14 protein-coding genes are annotated in these 16,391 nt (G+C 63.2%); 8 read left to right on the top strand and 6 right to left on the bottom strand.

All coding sequences use genetic code 11. The features are described from left to right. Positions 1–23 precede the first annotated feature (23 nt). Entirely contained in the window at positions 24–1,454 is a 1,431-nt protein-coding gene (locus ACFY68_RS03645) for a PLP-dependent aminotransferase family protein (protein WP_387523339.1), read from the bottom strand. Positions 1,455–1,632: 178 nt separating this feature from the next. Between ACFY68_RS03645 and ACFY68_RS03650 the strand changes: the two genes are divergently transcribed. Beyond that, positions 1,633–1,863 (top strand): DUF1127 domain-containing protein, encoded by a 231-nt coding sequence (locus ACFY68_RS03650; RefSeq protein ID WP_387523342.1) that lies wholly within the window; start codon positions 1,633–1,635, stop codon positions 1,861–1,863. A gap of 57 nt (positions 1,864–1,920) precedes the next feature. On the opposite strand, the gene ACFY68_RS03655 is transcribed toward ACFY68_RS03650, so the two are convergent. Further along, positions 1,921–3,213 (bottom strand): NAD(P)/FAD-dependent oxidoreductase, encoded by a 1,293-nt coding sequence (locus tag ACFY68_RS03655; RefSeq protein ID WP_387523345.1) that lies wholly within the window; start codon positions 3,211–3,213, stop codon positions 1,921–1,923. A 193-nt stretch (positions 3,214–3,406) separates the two neighbouring features. Between ACFY68_RS03655 and ACFY68_RS03660 the strand changes: the two genes are divergently transcribed. Beyond that, positions 3,407–3,760 carry a YkgJ family cysteine cluster protein gene (locus tag ACFY68_RS03660; RefSeq protein ID WP_346612636.1) on the top strand — a complete coding sequence of 118 codons (354 nt, stop codon included), beginning with the start codon at positions 3,407–3,409 and terminating at the stop codon, positions 3,758–3,760. A gap of 2 nt (positions 3,761–3,762) precedes the next feature. Here the strand turns inward: ACFY68_RS03660 and dadR are convergent, their stop codons facing one another. Continuing rightward, complete coding sequence (gene dadR, locus ACFY68_RS03665) at positions 3,763–4,251, bottom strand: transcriptional regulator DadR (protein ID WP_003258963.1); 489 nt, start codon at positions 4,249–4,251, stop codon at positions 3,763–3,765. A gap of 153 nt (positions 4,252–4,404) precedes the next feature. Between dadR and dadA the strand changes: the two genes are divergently transcribed. The 5 genes from dadA to ACFY68_RS03690 all read left to right on the top strand — a co-directional run bounded on the left by dadA (position 4,405) and on the right by ACFY68_RS03690 (position 10,120). Continuing rightward, positions 4,405–5,706: a D-amino acid dehydrogenase gene (dadA, locus tag ACFY68_RS03670; RefSeq protein ID WP_387523350.1), complete on the top strand. Its 1,302-nt coding sequence runs from the start codon at positions 4,405–4,407 to the stop codon at positions 5,704–5,706. A 147-nt stretch (positions 5,707–5,853) separates the two neighbouring features. Continuing rightward, entirely contained in the window at positions 5,854–6,927 is a 1,074-nt protein-coding gene (alr, locus tag ACFY68_RS03675; protein ID WP_387523353.1) for an alanine racemase, read from the top strand. Positions 6,928–7,037: 110 nt separating this feature from the next. After that, positions 7,038–7,586: a cupin domain-containing protein gene (locus ACFY68_RS03680; protein ID WP_387523356.1), complete on the top strand. Its 549-nt coding sequence runs from the start codon at positions 7,038–7,040 to the stop codon at positions 7,584–7,586. A 154-nt stretch (positions 7,587–7,740) separates the two neighbouring features. Next, entirely contained in the window at positions 7,741–8,145 is a 405-nt protein-coding gene (locus ACFY68_RS03685; RefSeq protein ID WP_346612857.1) for a c-type cytochrome, read from the top strand. 118 nt (positions 8,146–8,263) lie between these two features. Beyond that, positions 8,264–10,120 (top strand): acetyl-CoA hydrolase/transferase C-terminal domain-containing protein, encoded by a 1,857-nt coding sequence (locus ACFY68_RS03690; RefSeq protein ID WP_387523359.1) that lies wholly within the window; start codon positions 8,264–8,266, stop codon positions 10,118–10,120. A gap of 139 nt (positions 10,121–10,259) precedes the next feature. On the opposite strand, the gene ACFY68_RS03695 is transcribed toward ACFY68_RS03690, so the two are convergent. Then, positions 10,260–10,832: a xanthine phosphoribosyltransferase gene (locus ACFY68_RS03695; RefSeq protein ID WP_346612631.1), complete on the bottom strand. Its 573-nt coding sequence runs from the start codon at positions 10,830–10,832 to the stop codon at positions 10,260–10,262. 63 nt (positions 10,833–10,895) lie between these two features. Next, positions 10,896–12,905: a DNA helicase Rep gene (rep, locus tag ACFY68_RS03700; protein WP_346612630.1), complete on the bottom strand. Its 2,010-nt coding sequence runs from the start codon at positions 12,903–12,905 to the stop codon at positions 10,896–10,898. A gap of 298 nt (positions 12,906–13,203) precedes the next feature. Between rep and ACFY68_RS03705 the strand changes: the two genes are divergently transcribed. Beyond that, positions 13,204–14,871: a putative bifunctional diguanylate cyclase/phosphodiesterase gene (locus ACFY68_RS03705; protein WP_387523362.1), complete on the top strand. Its 1,668-nt coding sequence runs from the start codon at positions 13,204–13,206 to the stop codon at positions 14,869–14,871. A gap of 90 nt (positions 14,872–14,961) precedes the next feature. On the opposite strand, the gene ACFY68_RS03710 is transcribed toward ACFY68_RS03705, so the two are convergent. Continuing rightward, positions 14,962–16,350, bottom strand: coding sequence for a NorM family multidrug efflux MATE transporter (locus tag ACFY68_RS03710; protein ID WP_387523365.1), 1,389 nt, complete (start codon positions 16,348–16,350; stop codon positions 14,962–14,964). Positions 16,351–16,391 lie beyond the last annotated feature (41 nt).

Below are 16,391 nucleotides of genomic sequence, written 5' to 3' on the forward strand. Positions count from 1 at the left end.
GGACCGTGGAAGGCGGCGCAAAGTTACCCGCCAGTGTTGTCTTCATCCAGTAGACGAAGGGCGGTTTCACCCACTTTGCGCACCGCATCCTCGATTTGCGGGGTTGGCCGCGCGGCGAAGTTCATCCGCAGGCAGTGGCGGAACTTGCCCGAGGCCGAAAAGATGCTGCCTACGGCCACCTGTACGCCCTGTTCCAGTAAAGCGCGGTTCAGCCGCAGCGTATCGAAATGTTCAGGTAATTCCACCCATAGCATGAAGCCGCCCTGGGGCCGGCTGACGCGGGTGCCCGCTGGGAAGTAGCGGCTTACCCAATCGCTCATCAGGTCGCGGCCGCGCTGGTACTGGCTGCGCATACGCCGCACGTGCGGCTGGTAATGCCCGGCGGCGATGAAATCGGCGATGGCCAGCTGTGGCTGGGTGGCGGTGCTACCAGTGCTGATGTACTTCATGTGCAGCACCCGCTCCAGGTAGCGCCCAGGGGCGACCCAGCCGATGCGCAGGCCAGGGGCGAGGGTCTTGGAGAACGAGCTGCACAGCAGCACACGGCCGTCGTCGTCGAACGACTTGAGGGTACGCGGGCGCGGGTAGGTGTAGGCCAGGTCGCCATACACATCGTCTTCCAGGATCGCCACGTCATAGCGCTGGGCCAGGCTTAGCAGGCCCTTCTTGCGTGCTTCGGGCATTATGTAGCCGAGCGGATTGTTGCAGCTCGGGGTGATCTGGATGAGCTTGATCGGCCACTGCTCCAGGGCCAGCTCCAGCGCTTCCAGGCTGATGCCGGTGATCGGGTCGGTGGGGATTTCCAACGCTTTCATGCCCAGGCCCTTGAGGGTCTGCATGGCACCGTGGAAGCTTGGCGAGTCGACCGCAACAATGTCACCTGGCTCGCACACCGCTCGGATGCTGCACGACAGCGCCTCGTGGCAACCGGTCGTTACCACAAGGTCGGCAGGCCCCATGCGGCAGCCGGAGTCGAGCATCAGGCGAGCGATCTGTTCGCGCAGGGTGAGGTTGCCGTGGATATTGTCGTAGTACAGCCCCGGCATGTCCTGCCGGCGGCTGAGCTGGGCGAGGCTGCGCAGCAAGGGCTTGAGGCTAGGGCTGTCGATGTCGGGCATGCCGCGGCCGAGCTGGATCACGTCCTTGCGCGGGGTGCTGCGCACCAGCTCAAGCACCTGCTCCCACTGGGAGATGTCCACCGGGCGTTGGGCCGGGCGGCTGACGGCGGGCAGGGCGGCGGGGTGGCGATGGTCGCTGACGAAATAGCCCGACTTGGGCCTTGGCGACACCATGCCGCTGTCTTCCAGCATACGGTAGGCCTGCTGCACGGTACTCAAGCTGACGCCATGCTCCATGCTCAAGGCGCGCACCGACGGCAAGCGCTGGCCGGGGCGGTAAAGACCTTGCTCGATACGGGCGCCGAGCAGTTCGGCGAGGTTCAGGTAGAGCGTCACGGCATACTCCAGCGATAACTCACAGCATAGACCGGTACAGTTTTGCCGAAAATACAGCATTCAGCTGGTTTGCCGCCAATTCTGTATGGGAATAATAAGGCTGTGTTGGTTCTGTATTGCTTAGGTCGTCAGCGCGCATGCTTTCTCCACGGTAACTACTGAATGGGAGAACGCAGCGATGGGTGGCATGAGCGATGTGCGCTTGCAACTGATGGCCAAGGAGCTGGAAGCGGGGCAGAAGGCCAAGGTCTGCAATGCACCGGCCGACCTGGGCCGCTGGGGGCTGATGCTGCATCGCTGGCGCACCCGCAGGGCGCTGTTGCAGCTGGATGACAATCAGCTGCGTGATATCGGGCTGAGCTGGGAGCAGGCCCGGGTTGAAGGGCAGAAACCCTTCTGGAAGGATTGAAACGGCCCCTTGTGGGAGCGCCCCGGCAAGGCGGCGCCCACCTCAATCGCTTCGGCTTCACGCCAGCTCTTTGAGCCTATGCCAGAGCATCCCCAACGCCAGCAGCGGCGAGCGCAAATGCTTGCCGCCGGGGAAGGTGATGTGCGGCACTTTGGCGAACAGGTCAAAGCGCCCGCTCTGCTGGCCGCTGATCGCCTCGCCCAGCAGGCGCGCAGCCAGGTGAGTGGCGTTGAGCCCATGGCCGGAGTAGGCCTGGGCGTAGTAGACGTTCGGCTGGCTGGCCAGGCGGCCGATCTGCGGCAGGCGGTTGGCGCCGATGCCGATCATGCCACCCCACTGGTAGTCGATGCGCACGTCGGCCAGCTCGGGGAAGACCTTGAGCATCTTTGGCCGCATGTAGGCGGCAATGTCCTGCGGGTCGCGGCCGGAGTAATGGCAGGCGCCACCGAACAGCAGGCGGTGGTCGGCGGACAGGCGATAGTAGTCCAGTGCCACGCGCTGGTCGCACACCGCCATGTTCTGCGGCAACAGCTGGCGCGCGCGTGCCTGGCCAAGCGGTTCGGTGGCGATGATATAGCTGCCGGCAGGCAGCACCTTACCGCCCAGCTCGCGGTTGAGGTCGTTGTGGTAGGCGTTGCAGCACATTACCAAGGTCTTGGCGCGCACCCGGCCCTGGGCGGTGTGCACCTTTACTTCAGGGCCGTACTCGATCCGGCTGACCTCTGACTGCTCGAACAACTGCACACCCAGGCGGCTGGCCACCGCCGCTTCACCCAGTGCCAGGTTGAGTGGGTGCAGGTGCCCCGAGCCCATATCGATCAGGCCACCGACGTAACGGTTGGAGCCGACCACGCTGTGAATATCGTCCTTTTGCACCAGCCGCAGTTCGTGACGGTAGCCCAAGCTGTGCAGTTCCTCAGCCTCTTCGGCGAAGCCTTGCAGCTCGCCGGGCTTGTTGGCCAAATCGCAGTAGCCCCAGGTCAGGTCGCAAGCGATGGCGTGGCGCTCGACCCGTTCACGGACGATTTCCACGGCTTCCAGCCCCATCAACTTCATGCTGCGCACACCGTCCTCACCAATAACCGGCAGGAACTGCTCCAGGCCATGGCCGACGCCGCGAATTAGCTGGCCACCATTGCGCCCGCTGGCACCCCAGCCAAGCTTGCGTGCCTCCAGCAGGATCACCGACAGGCCGCGTTCGGCCAGCTCGATGGCAGTGTTAAGGCCTGAATAGCCGCCGCCGATGATGCACACGTCTGCGCTGTGCTCGCCTTGCAGGAAGGGGTGGTCAGGGTGTGGCGCGCTGCTGGCGGCGTAGTAGGAGGCGGCGTGCTGCGCGCTGTGGATCATTGGGCAGGTCCTGGGTGTCTAGACAGAAAGGGCAGGATAAGTGGGGTTTCAAGGTGGGGCAACCGGCCTCATCGCCGGCAAGCCGGCTTCTACAGAATCTCCACTTCTCTTGAGACCAGTGGGTTACCTGTGGGAGCCGGCTTGCCGGCGAATGGGCCTATAATCCAACCCAAATTCTTGCCTTGTATCCACCATGTCCTGCAACCGCCACAAGATCCAGTTCCTGCGTGAACTCATCCCTTCTTTCGAATGCGAACCCGGCTGCCACGATTGCTGCGGCCCGGTGACCACGTCTGCCGAAGAAATGGCCCGCCTGCCGCGCAAGTCGCAGGCCGAGCAGGAGGCGGCCATGCAGCGCCTGGACTGCGTGCACCTGGGCCCCAACGGCTGCACGGTGTACGAAGAGCGGCCGATGATCTGCCGCTTGTTCGGCACCACCCCACGCATGGCCTGCCCGCGCGGGCGCGGCCCGGACCCGATGATCGAGCCCGAGGCCGAGCAACTGGTTCACCGGTTCATTGCCACTACCCGCCAAGTGCTGGTCTAGCCTCAGTCCGGGATCGGCAGGCAGAGGCTTTCCTTCACTTCTTCCATCACGATGTAGCTCTTCGATTCGCGCACGTGCGGCAGCTTGAGCAGGATGTCGCCCAGCAGCTTGCGATACGACGCCATCTCCGAAATACGTGCCTTCACCAGGTAGTCGAAATCACCCGATACCAGGTGGCATTCCAAAACGTGCGGCAGTTTGAGCACCGCGCGGCGGAATTCCTCGAAGGTGTCGCCAGACTTGTAGTCCAGGCTGATCTCCACGAACACCAGCAGGCTGCCCTTCAGGTGCTGCGGGTTGAGCCGGGCGTTGTAGCCCATGATGATGCCCTCACGCTCCAGGCGGCGTACGCGTTCGGTGCAAGGGGTGGTGGACAGCCCAACTTTTTCGCCCAGTTCGGTGAAGGAAATACGCCCGTCATTCTGCAGGATCCGCAGGATGTTGCGGTCGATCTTGTCCAGTTCACGCTTGCTCTGGTGCTGGGTTCTCATAGGGGATGCCCCTCCGTGAAAGGCGATTTTGCCGAGAATTCTCGCCAAATATAGGCTTTTATATAGTGAATTGCACTGGTCTGTAATTTTTATACTGCGCGCATCCAAGCCATTTCAACAAAAATGCGGTGCGCCGCGTGCGAGGGATCAACAATGCGAGTTCTGGTACTTGGGAGCGGTGTCATCGGAACCGCCAGTGCCTATTATTTGGCCCGGCAAGGTTTTGAGGTCACGGTGGTCGATCGCCAGCCGGCGGTGGCCATGGAAACCAGCTTTGCCAACGCCGGCCAGATCTCGCCCGGCTATGCCTCGCCCTGGGCTGCCCCCGGTGTCCCGCTAAAAGCCATCAAGTGGCTGCTGGAGCGCCACGCACCGCTGGCCATCAAGCTGACCGGTGACGTCGATCAGTATCTGTGGATGGCGCAGATGCTGCGCAACTGCACCGCCAACCGTTACGCGGTGAACAAGGAGCGCATGGTGCGCCTGTCCGAGTACAGCCGCGATTGCCTCGACGAACTGCGTGCCGAAACGGGCATCGCCTACGAAAGCCGTACCCTGGGCACCACCCAGCTGTTCCGCACCCAGGCTCAGGTGGATGCCGCCGCCAAGGACATCGCCGTGCTCGAGCATTCCGGCGTGCCTTATGAGTTGCTCGACCGCGATGGCATTGCCCGCGTCGAACCGGCGCTGGCCGGGGTCAAGGATATCCTCGCCGGCGCCCTGCGCCTGCCCAACGACCAGACCGGCGACTGCCAGCTGTTCACCACCAAGCTCGCCGAAATGGCCCGCAACCTGGGCGTCGAATTCCGTTTCGGCCAGGACATTCAGCGCCTGGACTTCGCCGGCGACCGTATCAACGGTGTGTGGATCGACGGCAAGCTGGAAACCGCCGACCGCTACGTGCTGGCGCTGGGCAGCTACTCGCCGCAGATGCTCAAGCCGCTGGGTATCAAGGCGCCGGTGTACCCGCTGAAGGGTTATTCACTGACCGTACCGATCACCAACGCCGACATGGCACCGACCTCGACCATTCTCGACGAAACCTACAAGGTTGCGATCACCCGGTTCGACAACCGCATCCGGGTCGGCGGCATGGCTGAAATCGCCGGTTTTGACCTGTCGCTGAACCCGCGCCGGCGCGAAACGCTGGAGATGATCGTCAACGACCTTTATCCTCGTGGCGGTGACCTGAGCCAGGCGAGTTTCTGGACTGGCCTGCGCCCGGCCACCCCGGACGGTACGCCGATCGTAGGTGCCACCAAGTTCCGCAACCTGTTCCTCAACACCGGCCACGGTACGCTGGGTTGGACCATGGCCTGTGGTTCCGGTCGCCTGCTGGCCGACCTGATTGCGCGCAGAAAGCCGCAGATCAGCGCCGAAGGCCTGGATATTTCCCGGTATGGCAACACCCGAGAAGACGCCAAGCAAGGGCAGACCGCACCTGTTCACCAGTAGTAAGTTCGCCTGCACCGGCCTCTCGCGGGCAAGCCCGCGCTTACAGGGGCGGCACAGGTCTGAACACTGTGCCGTACCTGTGGGAGCCGGCTTGCCGGCGATGAATCCAACCCTGTTTTCAACCTGAACCACCATAAGGCTGCCGCCATGCGCCCCGCCCGTGCCCTGATCGACTTGCAGGCCCTGCGCCACAACTACCGCCTCGCCCGTGAACTGACCGGCGCCAAAGCCCTCGCCGTGATCAAAGCCGATGCCTACGGGCATGGCGCCGTGCGTTGCGCCCTGGCCCTGGAAACCGAAGCAGACGGCTTTGCCGTGGCGTGCATCGAAGAGGCTCTGGAGCTGCGCGGGGCGGGTATCAAGGCCCCGATATTGCTGCTCGAAGGCTTCTTCGAAGCCAGCGAACTGGCACTGATGGCCGAACACGACCTGTGGTGTGTGGTGCATTCGCTGTGGCAACTGGAGGCCATCGAAAAGACTTCGGTGCACAAGCCGCTGACTGTCTGGCTCAAGCTCGACAGCGGCATGCATCGTGTCGGCCTGCACGCCAAGGATTATCAAGAGGCCTACCAGCGCCTGCTGGCCAGCGGCAAAGTTTCGCGCATCGTCCTGATGAGCCACTTCGCCCGTGCCGACGAACTGGACGACGATGCCACCGCCCAGCAGATAGCCGTGTTCAACGCCACCCGCCAAGGCTTGGCCGCTGAATGCAGCCTGCGCAACTCGCCCGGTGTACTGGCTTGGCCGCAGGCCCCGAGCGACTGGGTACGCCCCGGCATCATGCTGTACGGTGCCACACCGTTCGAAGTGGAGCAGGCCCAGGCCGAGCGCCTGCAGCCGGTAATGACCCTGCAATCGCGCGTCATCAGCGTGCGTGAACTGCCAGCCGGCGAGCCAGTGGGTTACGGCGCCAAGTTCATCAGCCCGCGGCCGACCCGGGTCGGTGTGGTCGCCATGGGGTACGCCGACGGTTACCCTCGCCAGGCGCCGACCGGCACACCGGTGATGGTCGCCGGCAAGCGCAGCCAGCTGATTGGCCGCGTCTCAATGGACATGCTGTGCATCGACCTCACCGATGTGCCCGAGGCGAACATCGGCAGCCCGGTCGAGTTGTGGGGTAAGCACGTGCTGGCCAGCGAAGTGGCGATGCACGCCGGGACCATCCCCTACCAGATCTTCTGCAACCTGAAGCGCGTGCCGCTGGACTATTACGGCGAATGACACGCTGAAGCGGACAGCCTGAGGGGCGGTGTGTTGTAAATACTGAACGGCATTGCCATGATATCGTTCACATTCACCCCGCCATCTCACCGTTTCAGGAGGCTCCAGCTTTGGACGTCGGCGAACGACTGCAAGCCATCCGCAAGCTCAAGGGCCTGTCCCAGCGTGAACTCGCCAAACGCGCGGGTGTGACCAACAGCACTATCTCGATGATCGAGAAAAACAGCGTAAGCCCCTCGATCAGCTCGCTGCGCAAGGTGCTGAGCGGGATTCCCATGTCCATGGTCGAGTTCTTCTCGGTGGAGCTTGAAGCACAAAGCCCTGCCCAGATCGTCTACAAGGCCCATGAGCTGATCGACATCTCCGATGGCGCGGTGACCATGAAGCTGGTGGGCAAGTCGCACCCCAACCGTGCCATAGCGTTTCTCACCGAGGTCTACCCACCGGGTGCCGACACCGGCGCCGAGATGCTCACCCACGATGGCGAAGAAACCGGCATCCTCCTGGAGGGCCGCCTGGAACTGGTAGTCGGCAACGAGATCTTCATCCTCGAGGAAGGCGACAGCTACTACTTCGAAAGCACCCGCCCGCACCGCTTTCGCAACCCGTTCAATGAGCCCGCCCGGCTGATCAGCGCCGCCACGCCGTCGAACTTTTGATCCAGCGCAGTGCATTGTTTCGGCAATATCCCTTTCCCGAGTAGGGTCGTTTCACGGCTTCCGGGTTCCCGCTATACTTTTCAACGCTCGCATTACCGTGGCCGCGGGCGTGATTAGCCACCATGAGGGTGTACGCGTGAACCAAATCAAGAAGATGCTGGCCGTACCAGCAGCCGTATTCGCCCTATGGGCAATGAGCGCAACCGCTGCGACCAACGACGACATCGCCAAACGCCTGGAGCCGGTTGGCCAGGTGTGTGTTCAGGGCCAGGAATGCAAAGGCATGGAAGTGGCGGCCACCGCCGGCGGGGGCGGCGCCAAGACCCCGGATGACATCATCGCCAAGCACTGCAACGCATGCCACGGCACCGGCCTGCTGGGTGCACCGAAAATCGGTGATACCGCCGCCTGGAAAGAGCGCGCCGACCATCAGGGTGGCCTGGATGGCATACTCGCCAAGGCCATTACCGGCATCAACGCCATGCCACCGAAAGGCACCTGTGCCGATTGCTCGGATGATGACCTGAAGGGCGCCATCCAGAAGATGTCCGGGCTTTGAGCCACGGCTGAGTCACCCACGGCCCGCCTGCAATGGCGGGCTTTGTTTTTGTGCAGGCAACGAACCCGCGCCGATTCATGTCCAACCCCTGAACCCACGGAAGACTCAGGAGGCCAAGATGCACCTCTGTTCCATCGACCAGGCAGTCGAGCAGGTCTTGTCACGCCTGCCGGCCCACATTCACATGGGCCTGCCCCTGGGTCTTGGCAAACCCAATGCCTTCGTCAATGCGCTGTATGCCCGGGTGCGCGAACTGCCGGAGCGACAGCTGACGATCTACACGGCGTTGTCGCTTGGGCGGCCACCCCTGGGCGACGGCCTGCAACGGCGTTTTCTCGAGCCCTTCATCGAGCGCGTATTCGCCGATTACGAAGAACTCACCTACCTCGCCGACCTGCGCAACGATCAGCTACCGCCGAACATCCGGGTCGAGCAGTTCTTCATGCAGCCCGGCAGCCTGCTGCACAGTGATTGCGCCCAGCAGGGCTACATCAGCAGCAACTACAGCCACGCCGCCCGCGACATCAACGCCAAGGGTTTGAACCTGATCGCCCAACTGGTCGCCGCCACGCCGGAAAAACCGGTGCACTTGAGCCTGGCCTGCAACCCCGACATCACCCTCGACCTGCTGCCGATGGTCGCCAAGCGACGTGAGGCCGGTGAAACGATCCTCATGCTCGGCCAGGTGCATGCCGAGCTGCCCTACATGCCCGGCGACGCCGAGCTGGGCATGGAAGCATTCGACCTGTTGATCGACCAGGCCGAACAACGCCGCCTGTTCTCTACACCGAACATGCCGGTCACCACCCAGGACCATTGCATCGGCCTGCACGCCAGCACGCTGGTGCGCGATGGCGGCACGCTGCAGATCGGCATTGGTGCCATGGGCGATGCGGTGGCCGCCGCGTTGCTGGCGCGCCAGGGCGACAACGTTGGCTACCGGGCCTTGATGGATGAACTGGACGTCGGCCCATGGCAGGCGCTGATCGAGCGTGAAGGGGGGCTGGATGCCTTCGCCCAAGGCCTCTACGGTTGCAGCGAGATGTTCGTCAACGGCCTGCTGGCGTTGGCCGAGGCAGGTGTGGTGCGGCGCCCGGCCGACGAGCAGGGTGTGCTGGTGCACGGCGGTTTCTTCCTCGGCCCGCGGGCGTTCTACCAACGTTTGCGGGACATGCCACTGGAGCAGCGCGCGCGCTTTGCCATGACGCGTATCAGCTTCATCAATGAGCTGTATGGCCAGGAGGAGCTCAAGCGCCGCCAACGCCGCGATGCGCGCTTCATCAACACGGTGTTCACCATGACTTTGCTCGGCGCGGGGGTGGCCGACCAGCTGGAGAATGGGCGCGTGCTCAGCGGTGTCGGCGGGCAGTACAACTTCGTCGCCCAGGGCCATGCGTTGGAGGGCGGGCGCTCGATCCTGCTGCTGCGCAGTTGGCGTGAGGCGGGCGGCGACGTCAGTTCCAACCTGCTTTGGGCCTACGGCCACTGCACCATCCCTCGGCACTTGCGTGACATTGTGGTGACCGAGTACGGCATCGCTGACCTGCGCGGGCAGACCGACAGTGAAGTGATTGCGCGGTTGCTGGCGGTCAGTGATTCGCGGTTTCAGGCTGAGCTGATCGAGCAGGCCAAAAAGGCCGGCAAGTTGGCAAAAGATTTTCAGCTGGATGCGCGGTTTACCGACAACACACCTGAGCGGCTTGAAGCAATCAGAGCGCGGCATGTGCGGCTGTTCCCGGAGTATCCGCTGGGTACGGATTTTACCGCCGAGGAGCGGGACTTGCTGCGGGCATTGAACTGGCTGAAGAGCAAGTTCAGGTTGAGCGAGGTGCTGGAGCTGGGCAAGGCCGCGCTGGATGCGCCGGGGCCGGAGGGGTACCAGCGACACCTGGAGCGGATGGGGCTGGACGCTCCGCAGGGCTTGAAGGAAGAGCTGTATCAGCGGCTTTTGCTGGCAGGGTTGGCGGCGACCTGAAGACTGCCGGGGCTGCTTTTTGCAGCCCATCGCGGCATAAGGCCGCTTCTACAAGGTTATGGGTTGCCCTGTAGGAGCAGCGGGGCTTGCCGGGGCGCCGGACCGGTCGGAAAGGGCCGCTAGGCGGCCCCAGTGGCCATCACTCGATGAAGCTGACCACGCCACCTTCCAGCGACTTCACCCGAGCCAGCGATTCAACGCGGTAGCCCTGGCTGTCCAGCTCGGCACGGCCGCCCTGGAACGACTTCTCGATGACGATACCCAGGCCTGCCACGGTGGCGCCGGCCTGCTTGATGATCGAGATCAGCGCCTGCGACGCCTTGCCGTTGGCCAGGAAGTCGTCGATGACCAGCACGCGGTCGCTGCTGTTGAGGTGGCGCGGCGAAATGGCCACGGTGTTCTCGGTCTGCTTGGTGAAGGAGTACACCGTGGCAGTCAGCAGGTTCTCGGTCAGCGTCAGCGACTGGTGCTTGCGTGCAAAGATCACCGGTACGCCCAGCTTCAGGCCGGTCATCACCGCCGGGGCAATGCCCGAGGCTTCGATGGTGACGATCTTGGTCACGCCGGCATCGGCGTAAAGGCGGGCGAACTCGTCACCGATCAGCTGCATCAGGGCAGGGTCGATCTGGTGGTTGAGAAACGCGTCGACTTTGAGAACTTGATCGGAAAGCACGATGCCTTCTTCGCGAATCTTCTGCTGCAGTGCTTCCACTGTGTATCTCCGATGTAGCAAAGGTGGCCGCAAGAAGCGGCAAAGTTAAAGAGTAATGGTTGATCAGCGTTTGAGCATTGCCCGGATATCGGCCAGCGCGTTGTTGCCTCGCGCGGCTTTGACTTCAACGGGCGCATCGTCCAGGCCTTCCCAGGCCAGGTCGTCTGGCGGCAGTTCATCCAGGAACCGGCTGGGCGTGCAATCGATGATTTCGCCATATTGCTTGCGTTTGGCGGCGAAGGTGAAGGCCAGGGTCTGGCGTGCGCGGGTGATGCCCACGTAGGCCAGGCGGCGTTCTTCTTCGATGGTGTCGGCCTCGATGCTCGAGCGGTGGGGGAGAATTTCCTCCTCCATGCCCATGATGAACACGTAAGGGAATTCCAGGCCTTTGGAGGCATGCAGGGTCATCATCTGCACGCCCTCGGCGTTTTCTTCCTCTTCCTGCTGACGCTCGAGCATGTCGCGCAACACCAGCTTGCCGATGGCGTCCTCGATCGTCATGTCACCCTCTTCATCCTTTTCGAGGGTGTTCTTCAGCGCTTCGACCAGGAACCAGACGTTGCTGATGCGAAACTCCGCAGCCTTGTCGCTGGCGGTCTGCTGGCGGATCCAGTTCTCGTAGTCGATGTCGCGGATCATCTCATGCAGCGCCGCGATCGGGTCATCAAGGGCCACCTTGTGGCGCACCCCGTCGAGCCAGTGCTTGAAGCGCTGCAGGCGCTCGGTATAGCGAGCGTCCAGGTGCTCGCCCAGGCCCAGCTCCTCGCTGGCGGCGTACATCGAGATGCCGCGCTCGGTCGAGTAGTTGCCGAGCTTTTCCAGGGTGGTCGAGCCGATTTCCCGGCGCGGCACGTTGATCACTCGCAGGTAAGCGTTATCGTCGTCCGGGTTCACCAACAGGCGCAGGTAGGCCATCAGGTCCTTGACCTCCTGGCGGCCGAAGAAGCTGTTGCCGCCCGACAGGCGATAGGGCACCTGGTGGTGCTGCAGCTTCAGTTCGATGAGCTTGGCCTGGTAGTTGCCGCGGTAGAGGATGGCGAAGTCGCTGTATGGGCGGTTGGTGCGCAGGTGCAAGGTGAGGATTTCCATGGCCACGCGTTCGGCCTCGGCTTCCTCGTTCTTGCAGCGGATCACGCGGATCTCGTCGCCCACACCCATTTCGCTCCACAGCTGCTTTTCGAACGCATGCGGGTTGTTGGCGATCAGCACGTTGGCGCAGCGCAGGATGCGGCTGGTGGAGCGGTAGTTCTGCTCGAGCATGACGATCTTCAGGGAGGGGTAATCCTCCTTGAGCAGCATCAGGTTCTCGGGGCGCGCGCCACGCCAGGCGTAGATCGACTGGTCGTCGTCACCCACCACGGTGAACTGGTTGCGCATGCCAATGAGCATTTTCACCAGCAGGTACTGGCTGGCGTTGGTGTCCTGGTATTCGTCCACCAGCAGGTAACGCACGCGGTTCTGCCAGCGTTCGAGCACCTCGGGGTGCTCCTGGAACAGCTTGACCGGCTGCAGGATCAGGTCGTCGAAGTCCACTGCGTTGAACGCCTTGAGCGTGCGCTGGTAGTGGGTGTAGACGATGGCGGCGGTCTGTTCGCGCGGGTTGCGGGCTTTTTCAAGGGCTTCGGCGGGGAGGATCAGGTCGTTCTTCCAGGCACCGATCATGTTCTTGATCTCGTCGATGCCGTCGTCGCCCGAGTATTCCTTCTGCATGATGTCCGACAGCAGCGCCTTGATATCGGACTCGTCAAAGATCGAGAAGCCTGGCTTGTAGCCCAGCTTGTCGTGCTCTTTGCGGATGATGTTCAGCCCCAGGTTGTGGAACGTGCACACCGTCAGGCCCCGGCCTTCCCCCGGGCGCAGCAGCGTAGCGACCCGTTCCTTCATCTCGCGCGCGGCCTTGTTGGTGAAGGTCATCGCGACGATGTACTGGGCACGGATGCCGCAGTTCTGGATCAGGTGGGCGATCTTGCGGGTGATCACGCTGGTCTTGCCGGAGCCTGCACCGGCGAGCACCAAAAGAGGGCCGCCGACGTAGTCACGGGCTTCCTGTTGCCTGGGATTGAGTCGGGACATGCTAGAAACCGGGGGTCGCCAGAAAATAGCCGCGCATTCTAACAGGCATGGGGCCGTTGTGGCGCGACCGTCTGACGTGTGAGTCAGACTTTCTGCCTGCGCAGATCATTAGTTTGGCTAATGCTATTAACTGAAAAAATCGTATTTGCCGGTTGAGCGACTTTCGAGCAGGATGCACGTCAAAATGTGTCGGGACGCGCTGTGGGCAAGGATATGTCTAAAAGTGAAAATCATTTTCATTTCTGCAGTAGCATACCCGGCCTCCCTCGTGTCACCGTCCAAGCTTTAAGGAGCCCGCTTGTCCACGCCTGTCGAACCTTTGCGTTTGCTGTTGTTGGCTGATGAGCCGGAGTGGGCCGCCTTGCTGCGCGAATGCCTGCTGCCGTTGGAAGGTTCAGCGGTACTGCTGACCGCGCCGAACTGGGCGGCGGTCGACAGCCTGTTCAGCCATGACCGTCAGGCGGTGATACTGGCCACCCCGGCCCTGCAACCGGCGCCCGGGCGCTGCGACTTGCCGACCATCCTGTTGCTCGATCACGAGCCCAAGGCGCAGCCCACGGGTGTCAGCGACTGGCTGGTGCGTGACCAACTCAATGCCGATGCCCTGCGCCGTTCGTTGCGTCATGTGCGCGAACGCGGGGTGCTGGTTGCCACCTTGCAGCGCCTGGCCGAACAGGACCCGCTGACCGGTATCGCCAACCGCCAGGGCTTCCAAGCCCTGCTGACCGCTCGCCTGGCCGAGAACGATGGGCGCGGGGTGGCGCTCGGGCACCTGGACCTGGACAACTTTCGCCACGTCAACGATGCCCTCGGCCATCAGGGTGGCGACCGCCTGATCCTGCAGGTGGTGTCGCGCCTCAAGCTGCAACTGGAGGCCGGTGACCAGCTGGCGCGCCTGGGCAGCGACGAATTCGCCTTGCTGATCGACACGCGCCGCGACACTGGCCGCGCCGAGTTCATCGCCGAACGCATCGTCGAGGCCTTGGCCGAGCCGTACTGGATCGACGGCGAAAGCCTGCTGCTCGGCTGCAGCCTGGGCTTGGCCCACGCCCGCGCGCAAAGTGGCGCGGACCCGTTGATGTGGCATGCGCACATCGCCATGCGCCAGGCCAAGAGCAGCCAGGGCTGCACCTTCCATGTGTTCAACGAACGGATCAACCGCAACGCCCGCAGCCTGGCCGACCTGGAAGGCGAACTGCGCCGGGCCCTGCGCCGCGATGAACTTGAGCTGCACTACCAGCCGCGGCTGAACCTGGCCGACGGCCGCATCGTTGGCCTGGAGGCCCTGGTGCGCTGGCGCCATGCCGAGCGCGGCCTGTTGCCGCCAAGCGAATTCGTGCCGCTGGCCGAACAGAGCGGGCTGATCGTGCCGCTGGGCTACTGGGTCATCTCCCGCGCGTTGCGCGACATGCAGGCCCTGCGCGAGAGCGGCCTGGCGCCACTGCACATGGCGGTAAACCTGAGCTTTCGCCAGTTCCAGGACAGCCAGCTACTGGCCACACTGAGCCGCTTGATCATCGAGCACGGCGTCGATGCCCGCTGGCTGGAGTTCGAATTGACCGAGACGGCGGTCATGCGCCGCAACGAATTGGTCCGCCAGACCATGGATGCCTTGGGGCGCCTGGGTGTGCGGTTCTCGCTTGACGATTTCGGCACCGGCTTCTCTTCGTTCGTGCATTTGAACAGCCTGCCGATCACTCTGCTCAAGGTCGACCGCAGCTTCGTCGCTGGCATGGAGATGCGCGAAGAGAACCGCAAGCTGGTGCACGCGATGATCAACCTGGCCCACAACCTCAACCTCGAGGTCGTGGCCGAGGGTGTCGAGAGCCACGAACAGATGGCTTTGCTGCGCGGGTTTGGTTGTGACCAGGTGCAAGGGTTTCTGGTCAGCAAGCCGCTGCCGGTGGGGGAGTTGGTGGCGTATTTGCAGCAGGCGTCCGAGCGCAAGCTGGCGCAGGTGCTCTAGGCCCTATCGCCGGCAAGCCGGCTCCCACGCCGACCTCTAGGGCTGTGGCATCCCTGTAGGAGCCGGCTTGCCGGCGATGGGGCCCTGAAGTCAGGCCGAAACCGCAGCCTTTTTGCCGACACCGGCCTTCCCTAGCATCCGCTTCATTCGCCACTCGAAGGCAATGGTCAACGCCACCGATGCACAGGCCAAGCCCAACGCCAGCCCCCACCACACACCCACCGCGCCGCCACCGAAGTTGAACGTCAGCAGCCACGCACTCGGCGCCCCGACCAGCCAGTAGCAGCAAAGCCCGATCAGGAAGGTGGTCTTGGCATCCTTCAGCCCCCGTATCGAGCCCATGGCAATGGTCTGCACGCCGTCGAACAGTTCAAACCAGGCCGCGACCATCAGCAGGCTCACCGCCAACTGGTAGATCTGCGCAAACGCCGGGTCATTGCCATCGATGAACAGGCCCACCAGCATTTCCGGGCGCAGCCAGAACAGCGCGGCGAAGGCGAACATGATCATCGCGCCGAAGCTGATGCCCACGCGCCCGGCACTGCGTGCTGCCAGCAGGTTGCCGGCGCCGTAGTACAGCCCGACCCGCATGGTCACCGCATAGGACAGCCCGGTTGGCACCATGAATGCGGTCGAGACGATCTGCAGGGCAATCTGGTGGGCCGCCAGCTCCGTGCTGCCAAGCACGCCCATGCACAAAGCGGCAAAGGCGAACAGGCCGACTTCCACCATGTAGGTGCCGCCGATTGGCAAACCCAGCCGCCACAGTTCGCGCAGGGCGGGCAGGGAAGGGCGCGACAGGCCCTTGCGCAGCGGGTACTCGGCGTAGGCCGGGTGCCAGCGGATGTACAGGGCCAAGGCGATTGCCATGCCCATCGATACCACGGCAGTGACCATGCCGATGCCCATCAGCCCCAGCTTGGGCAGGCCGAACATGCCTTCGATCAGCGCGACGTTGAACAGGTAGTTGAGCACCGTGCCGACCAGGCTGATGACCATCACCGGCGTCGAACGGCCCAAAGCGCTGGTGAAGCCGCGCAAGGCCATGAAGGTCAGGTAACCGGGCAGCGCCAGCGGCAACAAGGTGAGGAATTGCGTGGCCGACTCGACGTTTTCGGGCTGCTGGCCGAACAGCAGCAGCACCGGTTTGAGGTTCCACAGGGCCAGCGCCGCGACCAGTGCCAGGCCCCAGGCCAGCCACAGGCCGTTTTGCGCAAGGCGGGTGGCGCCTTCGATGTCATTGGCGCCCTTGCGAATCGCCACCAGCGTACCGACCGCCGCAATCACGCCCAGGCAGAAGATCGACACGAACGAATAGCTCGCCGCGCCCAGGCCACCGCCCGCCAGGGCTTGGGGGCTGATGCGGGCCATCATCAGGGTGTCGGTGAGCACCATCAGCATGTGCGCCAACTGCGAGGCGATCAGCGGCCCGGCCAGGCGCAGCAAAGCCTTGAGTTCTGTGGTGGGCGCAACGTGCATGGTGGGGTCCTTTTGCCTGACTCTGTGAGCGAGGGACGATT

It is taken from the genome of Pseudomonas sp. NPDC012596, from assembly GCF_042902325.1.
Lineage (GTDB): Bacteria > Pseudomonadota > Gammaproteobacteria > Pseudomonadales > Pseudomonadaceae > Aquipseudomonas.

Coding starts and splice junctions, on each gene's coding strand:
- ACFY68_RS03660 (WP_346612636.1), top strand. CDS start 3,407: ATGTCCTGCAACCGCCACAAGATCCAGTTCCTGCGTGAACTCATCCCT.
- ACFY68_RS03650 (WP_387523342.1), top strand. CDS start 1,633: ATGGGTGGCATGAGCGATGTGCGCTTGCAACTGATGGCCAAGGAGCTG.
- ACFY68_RS03690 (WP_387523359.1), top strand. CDS start 8,264: ATGCACCTCTGTTCCATCGACCAGGCAGTCGAGCAGGTCTTGTCACGC.
- alr (WP_387523353.1), top strand. CDS start 5,854: ATGCGCCCCGCCCGTGCCCTGATCGACTTGCAGGCCCTGCGCCACAAC.
- dadR (WP_003258963.1), bottom strand. CDS start 4,251: ATGAGAACCCAGCACCAGAGCAAGCGTGAACTGGACAAGATCGACCGC.
- ACFY68_RS03685 (WP_346612857.1), top strand. CDS start 7,741: ATGCTGGCCGTACCAGCAGCCGTATTCGCCCTATGGGCAATGAGCGCA.
- ACFY68_RS03710 (WP_387523365.1), bottom strand. CDS start 16,350: ATGCACGTTGCGCCCACCACAGAACTCAAGGCTTTGCTGCGCCTGGCC.
- dadA (WP_387523350.1), top strand. CDS start 4,405: ATGCGAGTTCTGGTACTTGGGAGCGGTGTCATCGGAACCGCCAGTGCC.
- rep (WP_346612630.1), bottom strand. CDS start 12,905: ATGTCCCGACTCAATCCCAGGCAACAGGAAGCCCGTGACTACGTCGGC.
- ACFY68_RS03655 (WP_387523345.1), bottom strand. CDS start 3,213: ATGATCCACAGCGCGCAGCACGCCGCCTCCTACTACGCCGCCAGCAGC.